At 33.2% G+C, this 15,883-nt stretch carries 16 protein-coding genes; all 16 read left to right on the forward strand.

Features of this window, described 5'->3' with window-relative positions; genetic code table 11:
- Window positions 1–227 precede the first annotated feature (227 nt).
- The 16 genes from CGC48_RS01450 (at window position 228) to CGC48_RS01525 (ending at window position 15,883) form a co-directional block, all read left to right on the forward strand.
- Window positions 228–1,235: a hypothetical protein gene (locus CGC48_RS01450; RefSeq protein WP_098028163.1), complete on the forward strand. Its 1,008-nt coding sequence runs from the start codon at window positions 228–230 to the stop codon at window positions 1,233–1,235.
- Window positions 1,236–1,295: 60 nt separating this feature from the next.
- Window positions 1,296–1,880, forward strand: a complete 585-nt coding sequence (locus tag CGC48_RS01455) for a metallophosphoesterase family protein (protein WP_098028164.1) — start codon at window positions 1,296–1,298, stop codon at window positions 1,878–1,880.
- A gap of 89 nt (window positions 1,881–1,969) precedes the next feature.
- Window positions 1,970–2,308, forward strand: a complete 339-nt coding sequence (locus CGC48_RS01460; RefSeq protein WP_098028165.1) for a hypothetical protein — start codon at window positions 1,970–1,972, stop codon at window positions 2,306–2,308.
- Window positions 2,309–2,332: 24 nt separating this feature from the next.
- Window positions 2,333–2,527, forward strand: coding sequence for a hypothetical protein (locus CGC48_RS01465; RefSeq protein WP_098028166.1), 195 nt, complete (start codon window positions 2,333–2,335; stop codon window positions 2,525–2,527).
- Window position 2,528: 1 nt separating this feature from the next.
- Window positions 2,529–3,077: an FtsZ/tubulin family protein gene (locus CGC48_RS01470; RefSeq protein WP_098028167.1), complete on the forward strand. Its 549-nt coding sequence runs from the start codon at window positions 2,529–2,531 to the stop codon at window positions 3,075–3,077.
- A gap of 120 nt (window positions 3,078–3,197) precedes the next feature.
- Complete coding sequence (locus tag CGC48_RS01475) at window positions 3,198–3,791, forward strand: PD-(D/E)XK nuclease family protein (protein WP_098028168.1); 594 nt, start codon at window positions 3,198–3,200, stop codon at window positions 3,789–3,791.
- A 12-nt stretch (window positions 3,792–3,803) separates the two neighbouring features.
- A complete protein-coding gene (locus CGC48_RS01480) occupies window positions 3,804–4,370 on the forward strand; it encodes a hypothetical protein (RefSeq protein WP_098028169.1) in 567 nt (188 codons plus the stop codon).
- 99 nt (window positions 4,371–4,469) lie between these two features.
- Window positions 4,470–5,399 carry a WYL domain-containing protein gene (locus tag CGC48_RS01485; RefSeq protein WP_098028170.1) on the forward strand — a complete coding sequence of 310 codons (930 nt, stop codon included), beginning with the start codon at window positions 4,470–4,472 and terminating at the stop codon, window positions 5,397–5,399.
- A gap of 70 nt (window positions 5,400–5,469) precedes the next feature.
- A complete protein-coding gene (locus CGC48_RS01490; protein WP_098028171.1) occupies window positions 5,470–6,552 on the forward strand; it encodes a hypothetical protein in 1,083 nt (360 codons plus the stop codon).
- Window positions 6,553–7,024: 472 nt separating this feature from the next.
- On the forward strand, window positions 7,025–7,375 hold the full coding sequence (locus tag CGC48_RS01495; protein WP_098028172.1) for a hypothetical protein: 351 nt from the start codon (window positions 7,025–7,027) through the stop codon (window positions 7,373–7,375).
- Window positions 7,376–7,391: 16 nt separating this feature from the next.
- Window positions 7,392–7,958 carry a hypothetical protein gene (locus tag CGC48_RS01500; protein WP_157909841.1) on the forward strand — a complete coding sequence of 189 codons (567 nt, stop codon included), beginning with the start codon at window positions 7,392–7,394 and terminating at the stop codon, window positions 7,956–7,958.
- A 118-nt stretch (window positions 7,959–8,076) separates the two neighbouring features.
- Window positions 8,077–8,466, forward strand: a complete 390-nt coding sequence (locus CGC48_RS01505; RefSeq protein ID WP_098028174.1) for a leucine-rich repeat domain-containing protein — start codon at window positions 8,077–8,079, stop codon at window positions 8,464–8,466.
- Window positions 8,467–8,543: 77 nt separating this feature from the next.
- Complete coding sequence (locus tag CGC48_RS01510) at window positions 8,544–9,347, forward strand: hypothetical protein (RefSeq protein ID WP_098028175.1); 804 nt, start codon at window positions 8,544–8,546, stop codon at window positions 9,345–9,347.
- A 78-nt stretch (window positions 9,348–9,425) separates the two neighbouring features.
- Window positions 9,426–10,316 carry a helix-turn-helix transcriptional regulator gene (locus CGC48_RS01515; RefSeq protein WP_098028176.1) on the forward strand — a complete coding sequence of 297 codons (891 nt, stop codon included), beginning with the start codon at window positions 9,426–9,428 and terminating at the stop codon, window positions 10,314–10,316.
- A gap of 49 nt (window positions 10,317–10,365) precedes the next feature.
- Window positions 10,366–14,826 (forward strand): DNA polymerase III subunit alpha, encoded by a 4,461-nt coding sequence (gene dnaE, locus CGC48_RS01520; protein WP_098028177.1) that lies wholly within the window; start codon window positions 10,366–10,368, stop codon window positions 14,824–14,826.
- Window positions 14,827–14,848: 22 nt separating this feature from the next.
- On the forward strand, window positions 14,849–15,883 hold the full coding sequence (locus CGC48_RS01525) for an o-succinylbenzoate synthase (RefSeq protein ID WP_098028178.1): 1,035 nt from the start codon (window positions 14,849–14,851) through the stop codon (window positions 15,881–15,883).

Here is a 15,883-nt window from a genome sequence, read left to right on the forward strand (position 1 = left end):
TATCTTTAATATTCCTACTATTTTTTATATTTTAGTCCCGTAGAATTATTTTTTTACCTATTTTGATTTGAGGTTTACTAGAATCCAACCAAATGGATAGAGTAAAACAAGATCTGTATTCTTTTTATTTCCAAAAATTCAAAAAGAAATAAATCTATGCCGTGATTTAGCATAACCGCAATTTAATTTTGTACCGAAAAACAACAATAATTTATAACATATAAAATATGAAAGTTTACGCACATTTTTTTAAAGAAAAAGGAGAAAAAGAAGTTCAATATCGTTGGAGAACACTATTGCAATTCGGTGATTCTTGGGAAGTTATCGGGTCGGTGGTGATGAAAAACCCAGGTAGTGCCAAATCAAAGTTAGTAGTCAGCGATGAGAAAATCCTTGAGCAACTAAATAAATTTGACGCCTCCGAAAAATGGCACGAATTTACGGCAGATAACACGATGCAAAACATTGAAAAGTTGTTTAGAGAATATTCAAAGTTCAACAATTCTGATTTTAAAGGTGTTATCCAAATTTTTAATCTGTTTAATGTTAGAGAAGCCGATTTAGATGAAGCCTTAAAAATTGCTCAAAATGTTAAAAATCAACTGTTTTACCAAACTACCGATGACGATTTGAACAACTTAAAAACTCCCATTTATTTGGGCTGGGGAGGTTTAGGAAACGATGAACAATTCAAACCCGTTGCCTTGAAATTCTTTGAAAAAGCAAAGTCATTGAATCAGAATTATTTATATAATGATTTTAATGAAAATAGTTTTTATCATCCGCAATATTTAATGATGTATGGAACAAACGAAGAATATGTTTACAATTTTAAGCAAATGTTTTTCCAAAATACAACAACCCCAACATATATCAGTAAATTTTCAATCAAAAAGAAACTTGAAGAAGCCTTAAAATTAGAAAAATACGAAAATGGTAAAATTACAAATCGATATATTTTTGTTGGAGGTTTACAATTGACAATAACTGCTGAGGGAGATGGTTATGTGGCTATTCGTCATCAGAATTTCGTAGGAGATTACGCCAGAAAAGAATACGCTAATGAGAGTCAATTTGCTGAAATACTGAAAAATAAAGACTATGGTCGTCCATATCCAAAATATTGGCTCGGACAAAAAAATTTCAAAGAATACGGAAAAACAGAAGACCAAATCGTTAAAAGTATTATTTCAGAAATAGAAAGTTTAAAAACTGATTTTGATAAGGTTAAATAACATAAATTAAAAGGCAGAAAAACCAAAATTTCTGTCTTTATTTTTCTAAACCCTAACAATATGCTTTTTGAGTATAAAAACCATAAAATATTTGCTTTTTCCGACACACACGGAATGCATCACAAGTTAGAAATTCCAGAAAACATCGATATTCTGATTTGTGCAGGAGATGGCATCCAAGGATTTTCCGAGAAAGAATTTCCGTATTTTTTAAGATGGTACGCTTCTATTCCTGCCAAATTACGATTGTTTGTAGCTGTAAATCACGAAATTTTCTTCGATTTGTACCCGCAACGAGCCAAAAGTTTTATTCCGCCCGAAATCACATTACTTGAAAATCAAGAAATGGATTTTGATGAAATTCGCTTTTGTTCGGTGGTGGCACGTCCGTATCTGAAAAATGAGATACAAATCTCTGAAAATGTAGATTTTTTAATCACACACGCTCCCGTAAAAGGAATTTTAGATGATGGTATTGGTTGTCCTAATTTGCGTACACTCGTTACTGAATCCGCCCCTAAATATCACATTTCCGGGCATATACATCAACAAGGATTACAACAATGGCAAAGCGAAAAAACAACTTTTTGTAATGTTTCATATTTTAATCATCTGCAAAATTCTTATACTCAATATTTAAAATAAAATGCATTTAATTTCTTTAAAAAATAATTTGCATATGCAATGATTTAGCATAACACAAATGTAATTTTGCCTTTGAAAAAAGAAACAATATGATTACAAACGTATTACAAAATAACAAAATCTTATACATTTATGATGAAGACGACCAAATATCGGCAAAAATAATGCTTGACGAAAATGATTTTTTGGGTGCAGGTGCGAATTTTTTTGTGTTAAAAAAGACCTACGCAATGCTTACCGAAGACAATCAAGTTTACGAAATGTACGACAAATTTGGAAAAACACTTGGTTCGATTCTTTATGAAAAAGCTATTGTTTTCAAATCGGTTGTCGGTACAAACATCAATTTCCAAAGAGCAAATAAAGTGGAAAGTTACGACAAATTTGGAACTTTAAAAAGTGTTAAATATTTTAGCTATATCGAATAATTTTTTTAATCAATTTTAAATTCGATGAAAATAAAATCAGTAAAAGAAATGTTCTACAAAGGCATTGAGAATCAAAGTAAAGTAGAAAAAGGCGAATATACAGGAAGTCAAGAAAGACTTTACAATGAGCAAGGAAATTTGCTCAAAGAGACCTACTATTACCCCCAAAGAAATTATCATTGCGGAATTTATCAGAGAATATTACTAAAAACTACATAAAATGAAAGAAAAAGCAACAGAAAATCAATCAATTGTAAAAGTAATCAGTGTAGGCAATGCAGGCGGTAACATTATTGATTATTTATACAAGCAACAACAAATAAAAGCCCATTTTATAGCTTGTGATACAAATACTGATGACCTTAAAAAGAGAATAATTCCTCACAAGTTTTTGTTAGATAATAACGATTTAAGTGAACTTTTTCAAGGAAATGAAAAAGCTATTATTTTGATTGCAGAATTAGGAGGTAAAGCTAGCTCTAATTATGCTACAAAAATTGCTCAATGCAGTGAAAATAAAAAAATTCCGTTTTATGCAATAGTTAATACTCCTTTTGCTTTTGAGGGGGAAAACGTATATAAAAAAAGTCAAGAAACAATCAATGAGTTAGAAAAATATACACAAAACATTTTTATTATCGATTTAGAGAAAGCAAAACAAGAAAATAAAAATTTATTTATGTCAAGTTTTTTTCATAAAATCAGTGAAGAATTTGGACAAAAAATTCAAGAATTTTTGGAAAATATTTTACCTTCACACGAAAATTAAAATCTTATGAATATACACAAAAATTATTTTGATGTGATTGATTTTGGTAAAATTATCAATTAGCATCAACAATATAAAGAAGAACAAAACAAACGCCAAAAAGAAGGATTAAACTTCAATATATTTGATGTGCTTTGGCGTTCAGGAATTGGTATTGGCGAAACCACTCAAAGTAAATTGCTGAAATTTTTACTCGACCCAACAGAAACTCACGGCTGTGGCAACTTATTTTTGTTAGAATTTTTGAAAATGCTCAACATCGAACAACCTGAAAAAGGAACTTGGGAAATTTCTGCTGAAAAAGGACGAGTAGATATTTTGCTTAAAAGAAATTTTCCGCAATCAGTAATTGTTATAGAAAACAAATCGAACTGGGCTGTTAATCAATGGAATCAATTGTACAGATATTGGTATCAAGAAATATTTTCAAAAACTAAACAAACTGAAAAAACCTTCTATTTAGAGAATAAAAATTGCTATATGGTTGTTTATTTAGCTCCAACTTCTAAAAAAGAGCCCACAGAACAAACTTTAACAAAACCTGAAGATTTTCCTTCTGATTTACCGAAAAAAATCCCTATGGAAATTACTTTAAAAACATTTTATGACGATATTTATCAATGGTTGGAAAATTGCAAATCCAAAATACCCACACATAATCAGAGGGTTATCCAGTATGTAAACCAATATCAAGAATTGTGTAAAAACCTTTAAATAAATAGAATAATGAATAATAATATACTAAAACAAGCCGCAGAATTGTTCGATACTGCTGAAAAATGGAATGCTTTTGTTGAATTAGTTAATCAGCAAGAAAATGTTAAAGAATTATGGTGGAACAAGTTACAAGAATCTGTTTGTAAAAGAGGTACACAACCTAAATGGACAGTTTACAAGTACGATGGGACAGAAAAACTAATCTGGTATTTATCAGATGCCGAGCAAGGAAAGAGTTCAACCTCTATTTATTTCGATGGGCAGTATATTTGCGTTTACTTTTATAGCGGAATTGATCATCAAAAAGCACAAGAATTAGTAAAAAATGTAAAATTTGATAAAATTCTCAATTGCTTTGACAATCCAGAGAAAGGTTCAGGACAATATTTCCTTTGGGAAAATTTCAAATTAAAAATAGACGGCGAAGAAATTTCAAAGCTAGATAAACTCGCTTGGTATACAGGTAACAAAACCGAAGAATTTGCTAATCAACTTCTTGAAAAAATCCAAAAATTACAAACTGTTGAAATAACAGAATTATTTGAAGAAATCAATAAAGAATGTAAAGCACAGTAAATCAAACAAAAAAACTACTCCAATTTTGAAGTAGTTTTTTTGTTTTTATTCTATGCTATAATTTTGCATAGGTTTTTCATACCTTTGTCAAAAAGAAATATGAAACGAACAACAGCAAAAGAGAGTACCTCTCGTCTATTCAAGCGTTATATTTGGCTAATCGACTTAATCGCTCGAAAACAAGGAATTACCTACGAAGAAATCAATAATCGTTGGTTGCATTCTTCTCTTAACGAAGACGAAAAAGAATTTCCGTTGCGTACCTTTCACAATCACCGCGAAGCCATTGCTCAAATGTTTGACATTGATATTGAGTGCGATACCAGAAACGGCTATAAGTATTACATTTCTAATATCACTGATATTAAACAAAATACGCTTCAAAATTGGTTGTTAAATTCCTTCACAGTCGGAAATTTATTACAAGAGCAAAAAAACTTGCATCATCGTATCTTGCTCGAAAATGTGCCTTTAGGACGAGAATTTTTGGGGCAAATCGTTGAAGCAATGAAAGAAAATCTAAAATTGATTATCCATTACCAAGGATTTTTTCACGATTTTGCCACCGAAGCTCAAATACATCCATATTGCCTTAAAATTTTCAAACAACGATGGTATCTTATTGCTTTTAAAGAAGATAGCCACGCAATGCGGATTTACGCCCTTGACCGTATTAAAGATTTGAAAATCGTAAATGAATCTTTTTCATTAGATAACGATTTTGATGCCAAAGACTATTTTGAAAACAGTTTTGGTATTATCGTTGATGAATCTATTTCAGCCGAAAAAGTAACAATTAAGGTTGAAAAATCAAAATCTAATTTTTTGAAATCCCTCCCCTTACATCATTCTCAAAAAGAAATTGAAACGGAAGATAATTACACTTTTTTTGAATATTTTTTGCGTCCGACCTACGATTTCCGTCAAGAAATTCTCTCTCACGGAGCTGAGATTGAAGTGCTTTCACCCAATTGGTTTCGCGAGGAAATGAAAGAAATCGTAAACCAAATGCAGGAGGGGTATAAATAGTTTTTGGGTGTGTTGTAGTTTGGCACAGCGTAGGTTTAATTTTGCCCTTGAAAATAATTAGGGTAAAAATATGACACAAGAATTTAAAGACACCAATTTTGTAAGCATATCGGACATTGGGTTCAAAAAAGCCTTAGTAGCGTTGGGAATTATTGCCGATGAAAAAAGCGAAATCACTCATCTTGAAGCCAAAGCCTATACAGGGAAAATGAATATCAGCGGATTTGACATTGAAAATCTTTCTGAAATAGCGATTTTTGAAAATATAACGGAATTGGATTGCTCTAATAACGCACTCAAAGCGTTGGATTTAAGTCGGAATAAGGCACTGAAAAACTTAGATGTTTCGGATAATGATTTGGAAATGTTAGATTTAACCAATAATCCATTTTTAGAGCGATTGGATTGTTTCGGAAATCTACTGAAAGGCTTGGATTTAAGTCAAAATACCGTCTTAAAGCATTTAGACTGCAGCAATAACAGACTAGAAATATTAGACTTATCAAAAAACACACAATTAGAAAGTTTAGAATGCAGGTGGAACGTATTAAAATACTTGGACTGGAAACACATTCACAGGTTGCAAAATTTTAATTTCGACATCAACCTCCAACGCAAAACAGAGAAACGTAAAGCGAGAATTGGTGAAAGCAAAGTACTTCAATCAGAGGAATTTAGCATCTTTTTAGAAAGTTTGCTAAAAAGCATTAAGCGGATAGACAAAAAAAGCTCGTTATCGTATAATCCCCAAAAAATGATGATTTACAGAGGAGAAATCGCTTGGCTCAATCTAAAAGATACATTTTTTGTCAGATTACTAAACGATGTTTTAAAACGCGATAAGCTAGAAAAACATCTCAAAAAAGTGATAGCTTATACCTTTGAGCAGATGGAAAAATATGAGGTTGATTATACCTTATTTTTTACGAAATCTCGCCGTTATAAGGGGTGTTGTTTTGGTGCAACTAAAAAAATAGCACTTGTATTAACCTACGGAAGGAGTAATTTTTATTACAATTTGGCAGATGTGAAAAATACCATTTTACACGAGATTGCCCACGCTGTTGTAGGGGTCAGATACGGACATCGAAAGGAATGGCAGGACAAAGCACGAGAAATGGGCGTTACTTGGACAAAAAAATATCGTAGGTAACTTTCGGAAGTACTTCCCAAAAAATGGTTCCGCAACGAAATCAAAAAAATTGTAACCCAAATACAAGAGATTTATAAATAATTTTCATCTGTATCACAATTTAATACAACTGTATTTTAATTTTGCTTTCGTTAATGCAGTCTGCGGATTTTTTGAGTGTTATTTTTGATAGTTCTGTTGTTTTTTAGTATTTTAGCCACCACTAACAAGAACGAAAAGCATAAGAAATACAACACATTAAAAATATCGCATAACTTACTGACAATTATTTTATTCGGTTAAATTCGGCAAAAATTAAAACGAGATGAAAAGTAATTGGTAAGTGGTGTTTGCTCCCTTCAAGGGACGCAGGCTGTTTTACCTATTTTCATCTCAGGCTTTTGCCGAAGCCCAACCGAAAAATACGGAAGACAAGTGCTGTGTCCTTTTTTTTGGTGAATCATAAATGAATAACGATTAAAAATAATACGATATGAACGGAACTAAAAGATTAATTGATTTATTTGAAAATGAAGAAAAATTCATTGAATTTTTTATCAAAAATTGTTACTTTATGCCTGTAAAATCAGTGCAGGATAGAGCAACAGAGATGTTAGAAACCATAAAATCGGGAGGTAAATTACCTATTCGATATGGGAAAAAGTTAAATACCAACTACAAAGTAGATGGTGCAAAAGCCTTGGATAAAAAAGATAAAAAAGCTATCACCGAGTTTGCTGATAAGGGAAATCTACGTTTTAATGAGAAAAACATTTTTGTTAGTATAGACCCAACTGGTAATCAAGCTGTTGTAAATGCTATTCACCAAGCAACAAAACAATGAGGATATACAAGAAACAATGAAAGCGATTTGTTACAGATTGTATAATCCAAACGATATTATGAAATCCTATGTTCAAATTAAACAGCCCAAAGAAGAATTTTTAAAACGAGCAGATGAAGCCATCAAGAGGAATTGGATTAACTATCTACCTGAAAATTCAGAAGTTATCTCTGAAACAGAAGAAATCGTAGAGGAAGAAAAAGAACTTACCACTGTTAAAGATTTAAACATTTTTGATGATAACGATTTTGAAAAGAAACTTGATGTAATTAACAATCTGAACAATAAGGAGTTTATTTTCAATCTTTTAAATCTTTCTGTTGAATATGAAATTTTTGATAAATTGTTCCCTATTTTGATTGATGAATATTTGTGTAAGGAATATTTTATGCAAAATTATCCTGTTTTAGTGGATTCTAAAAAGAATATTGATAAACTTCGATATTATAACAAAAACCTATTTGAATATAAAGGAAAAAGCTATTATGTAACGAATGACTGGTACAAAAATACGAGCAAAAATACACGAAAAAACAGAACCCCATTTATTTCAATGATTCGAGAAATGATACAAGAATCTTAATCATATTCACCCCAAAAAACACGGACTTCCCTCCGTGTTTTTTTGTACAAATTCAATATCTGTGTCACAATCTGACACACCTACCTTTTAATTTTGCTCTTGAAATAAAAAGTAACGTATGAAAAAATATGTATTAAACCAAGAGCGAAATACTTTGCTAAAATGGCTTGACCATTCGTCAAATATTGTTGATATGCAAAAAGATACATTCTTGAAAGATATCACTATCATTGGGGAATGTGCCTTTTTAGATTGCATTACATTAGAAGAAGTCATCTTACCCAACAAACTTACCACCATCAAACACGGAGCATTTTTAGGATGCCAAAAACTGACTAAAATTCACATTCCTGATAGCGTTACTCAGTGGGAATTTTCGGCTTTTTTATGTTGTGAAAGTTTAGATTTTTCTACACTTCCTAAGCGAATTATCGAAACAAAATTAAATCAAACTATTGATATGCCTGATTTTATAGAGCGTTTATTATATGAACGAATCAATTTCTAAAAAAAACTTTTTTATGTATCACAATCTGATACACTTGTCCATTAATTTTGCATTTGAAAATAGTAAAAAAATATTTTATGAAATACAAATCGTTAAAAATCAAAATATTATTAAATCATTTGAATTCAAGTAATCAAATGACATTACCTAACTTAATGTTGCAAATCTATATGAAATCAAAAAACTCTGAGTTAAGCGATAAGTTTTTTGAAGAACAAGCTTCTTACATCGATTTTGTATGCAAAAAACTTACTATTTCTCCTGTACAGGCCGTTCTCCTATCCATTTTTATGATAGAGAAAGATAAGGTTAAACTCACTGATATAAGAAATTTTTTAGGATTTTATTTATTTTTTTTCGATGAATTAGATGATTTAATAAATCGAAAATTCATACGTTGCCACAAAACAAATGATGAATATATAGGTATTATCAATTCACAGGCTGAAAAGGCAATCGCTAACGATGAAGCTTTCTCCCCAACAGATTATTCAAATAGTTCATTGCACGACTTTTTCGAACTTCTGAAAATGATATTTACCGAAAGTTACACTTTTGACGAAGCAAACGAAGAAGTAAAACTTTTTATAGAAAACAATTCGCAACTGAATTCTATACAATACCTTAAAAATCAGAATCTTTCAGAAGCGGAACAAATGTTATTCTTGTATTTTGCATATTTTTATCTTACCGAAGACAAAGCTGTTTTTGTTTTGTCTGAGGTGAAAAATCACGAAATTTTTAATTCTTCAATAGATACAATTCTTTTGCTTAGCAATCTTGAAGCAAGCAAATTTGTTAAGAATGAAATGGTTGAAAGAATAGTAGAAAAGCAAATTTACAAAATTAAAAAATCAGTGTTGAAACAGTTTTTGGCGTAATTTTTAACTTGCAAAAGCCAACGAAAGTAGGGATAATTTCCATACTTTTGTTTTTTTTGGGTAAACTCGATTTTTTTTATGAAACAAGATGCATTAAATAAGCAAATTTGGCTGATTGAAACTATTTTACAACAAGATGGAATTACACTCAAAGAGATAAAAGAAAAATGGCTGAAAAGTTATTTAAACGATGAACAAAAAGATTTTGATAGAAGTACTTTCAACCGATACAGAAATACTATTCAAGATATTTTCGGAATTTCAATTATATGTCAAAACAGCAAATATTATATTGATAACAAGGAAGATATACAAAATAATATATTAAAAAAATGGATACTCAACAGCTTCACTATTAGTAACTTTTTACAAGAATGGAAACCTTTATATCATCGAATTTCATTAGAAGATATTCCTTCGGGGCGTGAATATTTAAGGGACATAATGGAGGCGATGAGACAAAATAGGCAAATTTCTATCTCATATCAGCGTTTTCAAAATGATATTGAAAAGCATTATGTATTAGCTCCTTATGGGGTGAAGATTTTTAAGCAACGCTGGTATGTAGTTGGCTTTTGTAGTGAATTAAAAGACATTCGTATCTTTGGTCTTGATCGGATTTTAAAACTACAACGTACTACCGAAAAATTTAAGTTCCCAACAGATTTCAATCTTGAACTTTTTTTCAGTTCAAGTTTTGGCGTCTTTACCGACAAGCAAATTGAAAGAGTTGTCCTAAAAACAAATGAGGAAAAAATGAAATACCTCCAATCCCTCCCCTTACATCATTCTCAAAAAGAAATCAAAACGGAAGATAATTACACCTTTTTTGAATATTTTTTACGACCAACGTATGATTTCCGACAAGAAATTCTCTCTCACGGAGCTGAAATTGAAGTGCTTTCACCCAATTGGTTTCGTGAAGAAATTCAGCAAATTGTAGCTGAAATGCATAAGTTTTACTCATAGTCTATTTCTTAAAAAAAATCGTATTTTTGCAGTTCAGATTTTTACGATTATGTACTTAATTTTCGATACCGAAACCACAGGTTTACCAAAACGTTGGGACGCACCTATCACAGATTCAGATAATTGGCCTCGTGCCGTACAGATTGCTTGGCAGTTGCACGACCGACATGGAAAACTCATCGAACATAAAGATTTTCTCATCACACCTGATGATTTTAACATTCCGTACGATGCTGAAAAAGTACACGGAATATCCACCGAATTAGCTCAACAACAAGGAGTTTCAATTCAAAAAGTATTCGAAGAGTTTAATGAAGCTCTAAAAAAATCAACTTATGTGGTGGGGCAAAATATTGGGTTTGATATCAATATTATGGGTGCCGAATTTCATCGCTATGGTGTTGATAGTCCACTTGTTAATATGCCCGTTTTGGATACTTGTACCGAAATCACAGCAGAACTCTGCAAGATACCTGGGGGACGTGGTGGTCGTTATAAATTACCTACACTCACCGAGTTACACGAATTTCTGTTCAATGTTCCTTTTGCAGAAGCACATAATGCCACTGCCGACGTGGAAGCAACTACCCGTTGTTTCTTTGAATTGATACGCATCGGACAAGGATTTGAAACAAAAGATATTTCAGCTGAATACATTACTGAATTTCAACAACATAACACAACCGAAATTCAACCCTTTGGGCTAAAACACATCAACCTGAAAAAGGCTTCGGAAGAAATTCGTAAAGAAATTCAAAAGCAATCAAGAAGCGGATTAAGTCAGCAAGAGCTTAATGCAAATATCGCCTTGTTGGAAAAAGCTCCGTTTGCTCATTTGCACAATCATACACAATTCTCTGTACTACAAGCCACTACATCTATACAAAGTTTGGTAAAGAAAACCATTCAGGAGAAAATGCCTGCAGTAGCAATGACCGATAGCGGAAATATGATGGGGGCCTTTCATTTCATCAAGGAAGTTTTGGGGCACAACAAATCCGCCAAAGCCAAAAATGATGAAGCTATCGAAAAGGGCGAAACTCCTTCCGAAATCGAAATTAAACCCATTGTAGGTTGCGAATTTAATGTCTGTGAAAATCATTTAGACAAAAGCCATCAAGACAATGGTTACCAAGTTGTTATGTTAGCTAAAAATAAAAATGGCTATCACAATTTGGCAAAAATGGCTTCCATTGCTTATACCGATGGCTATTATTACGTACCGAGAATTGACAGAAATATCATTGAAAAATATAAAAAAAACCTCATCGTATTAACTGGTGGAATGAATGGCGAAGTTCCGTCCAAAGTACTGAATATCGGAGAGAAACAAGCCGAAACAGCATTACTTTGGTGGAAAAATCTTTTCGGTGAAGACCTTTACATCGAACTGATGCGACACAATCAAGAAGATGAAAATCGTGTCAATCAAGTACTTATAGAACTATCCAAAAAACATCAAGTAAAGCTCGTAGCCACGAATAACACATTCTATATCAACCAGAAAGATGCCAACGCACACGATATTTTGCTGTGTGTAAAGGACGGAGAAAAACAGGCAACTCCCATCGGAAGAGGTCGCGGATATCGCTTCGGAATGCCCAATCAGGAATATTATTACAAGTCCGCCGAGCAAATGAAAACTTTGTTTAAGGACGTTCCTGAAGCCATTTTAAATATTCAAGAAATCATCGATAAAATTGAGATTTATAACTTGGCTCGAGAGGTTTTGTTGCCAAAATTTCAAATTCCAGACGAGTTTCTGGTAGAAGATGACCCTGACGGAAAAAAAGGAGAAAACAAATATCTCCGACATCTGACTTATCTCGGAGCAGAAAAACGTTACAAACTTCCTCTTTCTGAAGAAGTTATTGAGCGATTGGATTTTGAATTGATGATTATTGAAAAAACAGGATATCCTGGGTATTTTCTTATTGTTCAGGACTTTATCGCAGCAGCTCGTGAAATGGGTGTTTCTGTAGGACCAGGAAGGGGTTCAGCGGCAGGTTCGGCAGTAGCTTATTGCCTCGGAATCACGAATATAGACCCAATCAAATACGATTTACTTTTTGAGCGTTTTCTCAACCCCGACCGCGTAAGTATGCCCGATATTGATATTGACTTCGATGACGAAGGACGCTCATTAGTAATGGATTATGTTATCAACAAGTACGGAAAAAATCAGGTGGCTCAAATCATAACCTACGGAACGATGGCGGCGAAATCTTCCATTCGGGATACCGCTCGTGTACTGGATTTACCTTTGCACGAGTCCGACAGAATTGCCAAGCTCGTGCCAAATATGAAATTGGCAAAGATTTTCAGTATGGACGACAAACAGCTGAAAGAAAAGCTACGTTCCGACGAGCTACCAAAAGTAAACGAACTCAAACAAATAGCCGAAGGTACGGATTTGGCTGCCGAAACGCTGCAACAAGCTCAAGTTCTGGAAGGTTCTGTTCGCAATACGGGAATTCACGCCTGTGGCGTTATTATCACTCCTGATGATATTACCAATTTTGTGCCTGTTTCAGTCGCTAAAGATTCGGATTTATTTGTTACTCAGTTTGATAACTCCGTTGTGGAAAGTGCTGGACTGCTAAAAATGGACTTTTTAGGGCTTAAAACACTCACCCTGATTAAAGATTCTGTCGAACTTATAAAAAGACGAAATGGCATAGAAATCAATCCTGATGAAATTCCGATTGATGACAAAAAAACGTACGAGCTTTTCCAACGTGGTGAAACTGTGGGGATTTTCCAATACGAGTCGCCTGGAATGCAAAAATATATGCGAGAGCTGAAACCTACTGTTTTTGCTGATTTAATTGCTATGAACGCCCTATACAGACCAGGTCCCTTGGAGTACATTCCGAGTTTTATCAAACGGAAACACGGCACGGAACCCATTGTGTATGACCTTGATGCAATGGAAGAATATCTCAAAGAAACTTACGGAATTACGGTATATCAGGAACAAGTAATGTTACTTTCTCAGAAGTTGGCTGGTTTTTCCAAAGGTGATGCCGATATGCTTCGTAAAGCGATGGGAAAAAAGATTTTCGCCTTGCTTGAAAAACTAAAACCTAAATTTGTGGAAGGGGGCATCAAAAATGGGCATCCTGCGGATATTTTAGAAAAAATTTGGAAGGACTGGGAAGCCTTTGCAAGTTATGCTTTTAACAAATCGCACTCCACTTGTTATGCTTGGATTGCCTACCAAACTGCATATTTGAAAGCCAACTATCCTGCTGAATTTATGGCGGCGGTACTCTCCAATAATATGAACGATATTAAGCAAGTTTCGTTCTTTTTGGAAGAATGTCAACGTATGGGAATCAAAGTGTTAAGCCCTGATGTAAATGAATCGTTTTATAAATTTACCGTAAATAAAGACGGAAACATTCGCTTTGGAATGGGAGCTATCAAAGGGGTTGGAAAAAATGCAGTAGAAACCATTGTTGATAGCCGAAAAGATGGAAATTATACTTCTATTTTTGATGTAACCAGACGCGTAGATTTCAGAAATATTAACAAAAAAGCCTTTGAAAACATAGCTCTGGCAGGTGGATTTGATTCTTTTACCAAAGTGCATCGAGCTCAATATTTTCACGATGAAGGCGATGGGATTGTCTTTTTAGAAAAAGCTATCCGCTATGGCAATAAATATCAAGAAAACAAAAACTCCCCCCAAATGAGTCTATTCGGAGAAAGTTCGGGAGTTGAAATTCCTGAACCTACCATTCCGAATTGTGAAAGTTGGGGAAATTTGGAACAATTACGTCGTGAAAAAGAAGTTGTGGGAATTTACATTTCAGGGCATCCGTTAGATGATTTTAAACATTCATTGGACAATTTCTGCAATTTATCACTTACACAATTACAAGACCTTTCTCCCTTGATTAACAGAGAAATAAGTATTGCTGGAATGATTACCGATGTCCAGCATCGTACCTCTAAAAACGGAAAAGGTTGGGCGTCATTTATTTTGGAAGATTATGAAGGATCGCACGAATTCAGATTATTTAATGATGATTATTTAAAATTTCGTAACTACCTCATTTTAGGCACTTTTCTGTATTGTAAATTTGTAGTCAAAGAAGGTTGGCAGAAGAAAGATAGTAACGAAAAGGCAGAACCTCGCGTTCAGTTTACAATGATAATGCAATTACAAGATGTACTCGCTAGTTTAGCAAAAAAAATCGCTTTACATCTAAATATTAAAGATATTTCAACAGATTTAATTGAAAATTATAAAAATATCATTGAAAAACATCAAGGAAATTATCCAATTACGTTCATTGTACACAATATGGAAGAAAATATACATCTAAATATGGACAATGGACAGCTGAAAGTCGATATTTCAAAAGAATTTCTTGAAGAACTAGACCAAAAATCGGTTTCATACGTCTTGAATGACCGAAAAATGGAGAAATTGATTACCAAAAAGAAAGAGGAAGTCGAAGAAGAAGAACAATTAGAAGTTGAATTAATCGACGAAAATTAAATACTTTCAATCGAAAAAATTGATGAACGCTTTTTACGAAAAATATATTTTAAATTTCAAACATCCGTCGGGAACATCAAGAGGAATACTGACCCAGAAAGAAACCTATTTTTTAGTAATTACCGATGGAGAAAAAAAAGGAATTGGCGAATGTGGTTTGCTAAAAACATTGAGCTTTGATGACCGACCCGACTATGAAAACAAACTGCAGTGGGTCTGCGATAATATTGCATTAGGAGAAACATCTTTACTTAATGAACTTACCGAGTTTCCTTCTATTCAATTTGGTGTAGAACAAGCTTTTAGGTCGTTAAAATCTGATAATAAATATATTTTATTCCCTTCCGATTTTACGCAAGGAAAGTCAAACATTCCCATTAACGGACTGATTTGGATGGGTACTCCCGAATTTATGAAATCGCAAATACGAGAGAAACTCGCACAAGGTTTTCATTGTATCAAAATGAAAATTGGAGCAATTGCCTTTGAACAAGAGTATGAAATTTTGAAAAATCTACAGAAAGAATTTTCGTCACAAGATATTGAAATTCGTGTAGATGCCAATGGAGCATTTGTACCAGAAGAAGCTTTGGAAAAATTAAAACGCTTGAGCGAATTAGAGTTACACTCCATTGAACAGCCAATCAAGGCAAACCAGATTGAACAAATGGCAACTCTTTGTCAAAATACACCTATTCCGATTGCATTAGATGAAGAACTTATTGGAGTGATTCACTTCTCTGACAGAAAAAAGCTCTTGGAAGAAATAAAACCGCAATATATCATCATAAAGCCTTCTCTTTTAGGAGGATATAAAAATTCAGAAGAATGGATTTCCCTTGCAGAGAAACAGAAAATAGGTTGGTGGATAACCAGTGCTTTAGAAAGTAATATCGGACTGAATGCCATTGCCCAATGGACTTTTACACTTAATAATTCAATGCCTCAAGGATTAGGGACAGGAGCTTTATATACCAATAACATTGCCTCCCCCTTGTTGGTAGAGAGGGGTACTTTAAAATATAACCCTAATACGAAATGGAAGGAAATATTTTAA

Origin of the sequence: Capnocytophaga cynodegmi (genome assembly GCF_002302475.1) — a bacterium.
GTDB lineage: Bacteria > Bacteroidota > Bacteroidia > Flavobacteriales > Flavobacteriaceae > Capnocytophaga > Capnocytophaga cynodegmi.

What these genes read in the sequence shown, in the direction of transcription:
- CGC48_RS01480 (WP_098028169.1), top strand. Translation starts at nt 3,804, where the DNA reads ATGAATAATAATATACTAAAACAAGCCGCAGAATTGTTCGATACTGCT.
- CGC48_RS01515 (WP_098028176.1), top strand. Translation starts at nt 9,426, where the DNA reads ATGAAACAAGATGCATTAAATAAGCAAATTTGGCTGATTGAAACTATT.
- CGC48_RS01490 (WP_098028171.1), top strand. Translation starts at nt 5,470, where the DNA reads ATGACACAAGAATTTAAAGACACCAATTTTGTAAGCATATCGGACATT.
- CGC48_RS01455 (WP_098028164.1), top strand. Translation starts at nt 1,296, where the DNA reads ATGCTTTTTGAGTATAAAAACCATAAAATATTTGCTTTTTCCGACACA.
- CGC48_RS01465 (WP_098028166.1), top strand. Translation starts at nt 2,333, where the DNA reads ATGAAAATAAAATCAGTAAAAGAAATGTTCTACAAAGGCATTGAGAAT.
- CGC48_RS01505 (WP_098028174.1), top strand. Translation starts at nt 8,077, where the DNA reads ATGAAAAAATATGTATTAAACCAAGAGCGAAATACTTTGCTAAAATGG.
- CGC48_RS01450 (WP_098028163.1), top strand. Translation starts at nt 228, where the DNA reads ATGAAAGTTTACGCACATTTTTTTAAAGAAAAAGGAGAAAAAGAAGTT.
- CGC48_RS01500 (WP_157909841.1), top strand. Translation starts at nt 7,392, where the DNA reads ATGAAAGCGATTTGTTACAGATTGTATAATCCAAACGATATTATGAAA.
- CGC48_RS01495 (WP_098028172.1), top strand. Translation starts at nt 7,025, where the DNA reads ATGAACGGAACTAAAAGATTAATTGATTTATTTGAAAATGAAGAAAAA.
- CGC48_RS01470 (WP_098028167.1), top strand. Translation starts at nt 2,529, where the DNA reads ATGAAAGAAAAAGCAACAGAAAATCAATCAATTGTAAAAGTAATCAGT.
- CGC48_RS01460 (WP_098028165.1), top strand. Translation starts at nt 1,970, where the DNA reads ATGATTACAAACGTATTACAAAATAACAAAATCTTATACATTTATGAT.
- CGC48_RS01525 (WP_098028178.1), top strand. Translation starts at nt 14,849, where the DNA reads ATGAACGCTTTTTACGAAAAATATATTTTAAATTTCAAACATCCGTCG.
- CGC48_RS01485 (WP_098028170.1), top strand. Translation starts at nt 4,470, where the DNA reads ATGAAACGAACAACAGCAAAAGAGAGTACCTCTCGTCTATTCAAGCGT.
- dnaE (WP_098028177.1), top strand. Translation starts at nt 10,366, where the DNA reads ATGTACTTAATTTTCGATACCGAAACCACAGGTTTACCAAAACGTTGG.
- CGC48_RS01510 (WP_098028175.1), top strand. Translation starts at nt 8,544, where the DNA reads ATGAAATACAAATCGTTAAAAATCAAAATATTATTAAATCATTTGAAT.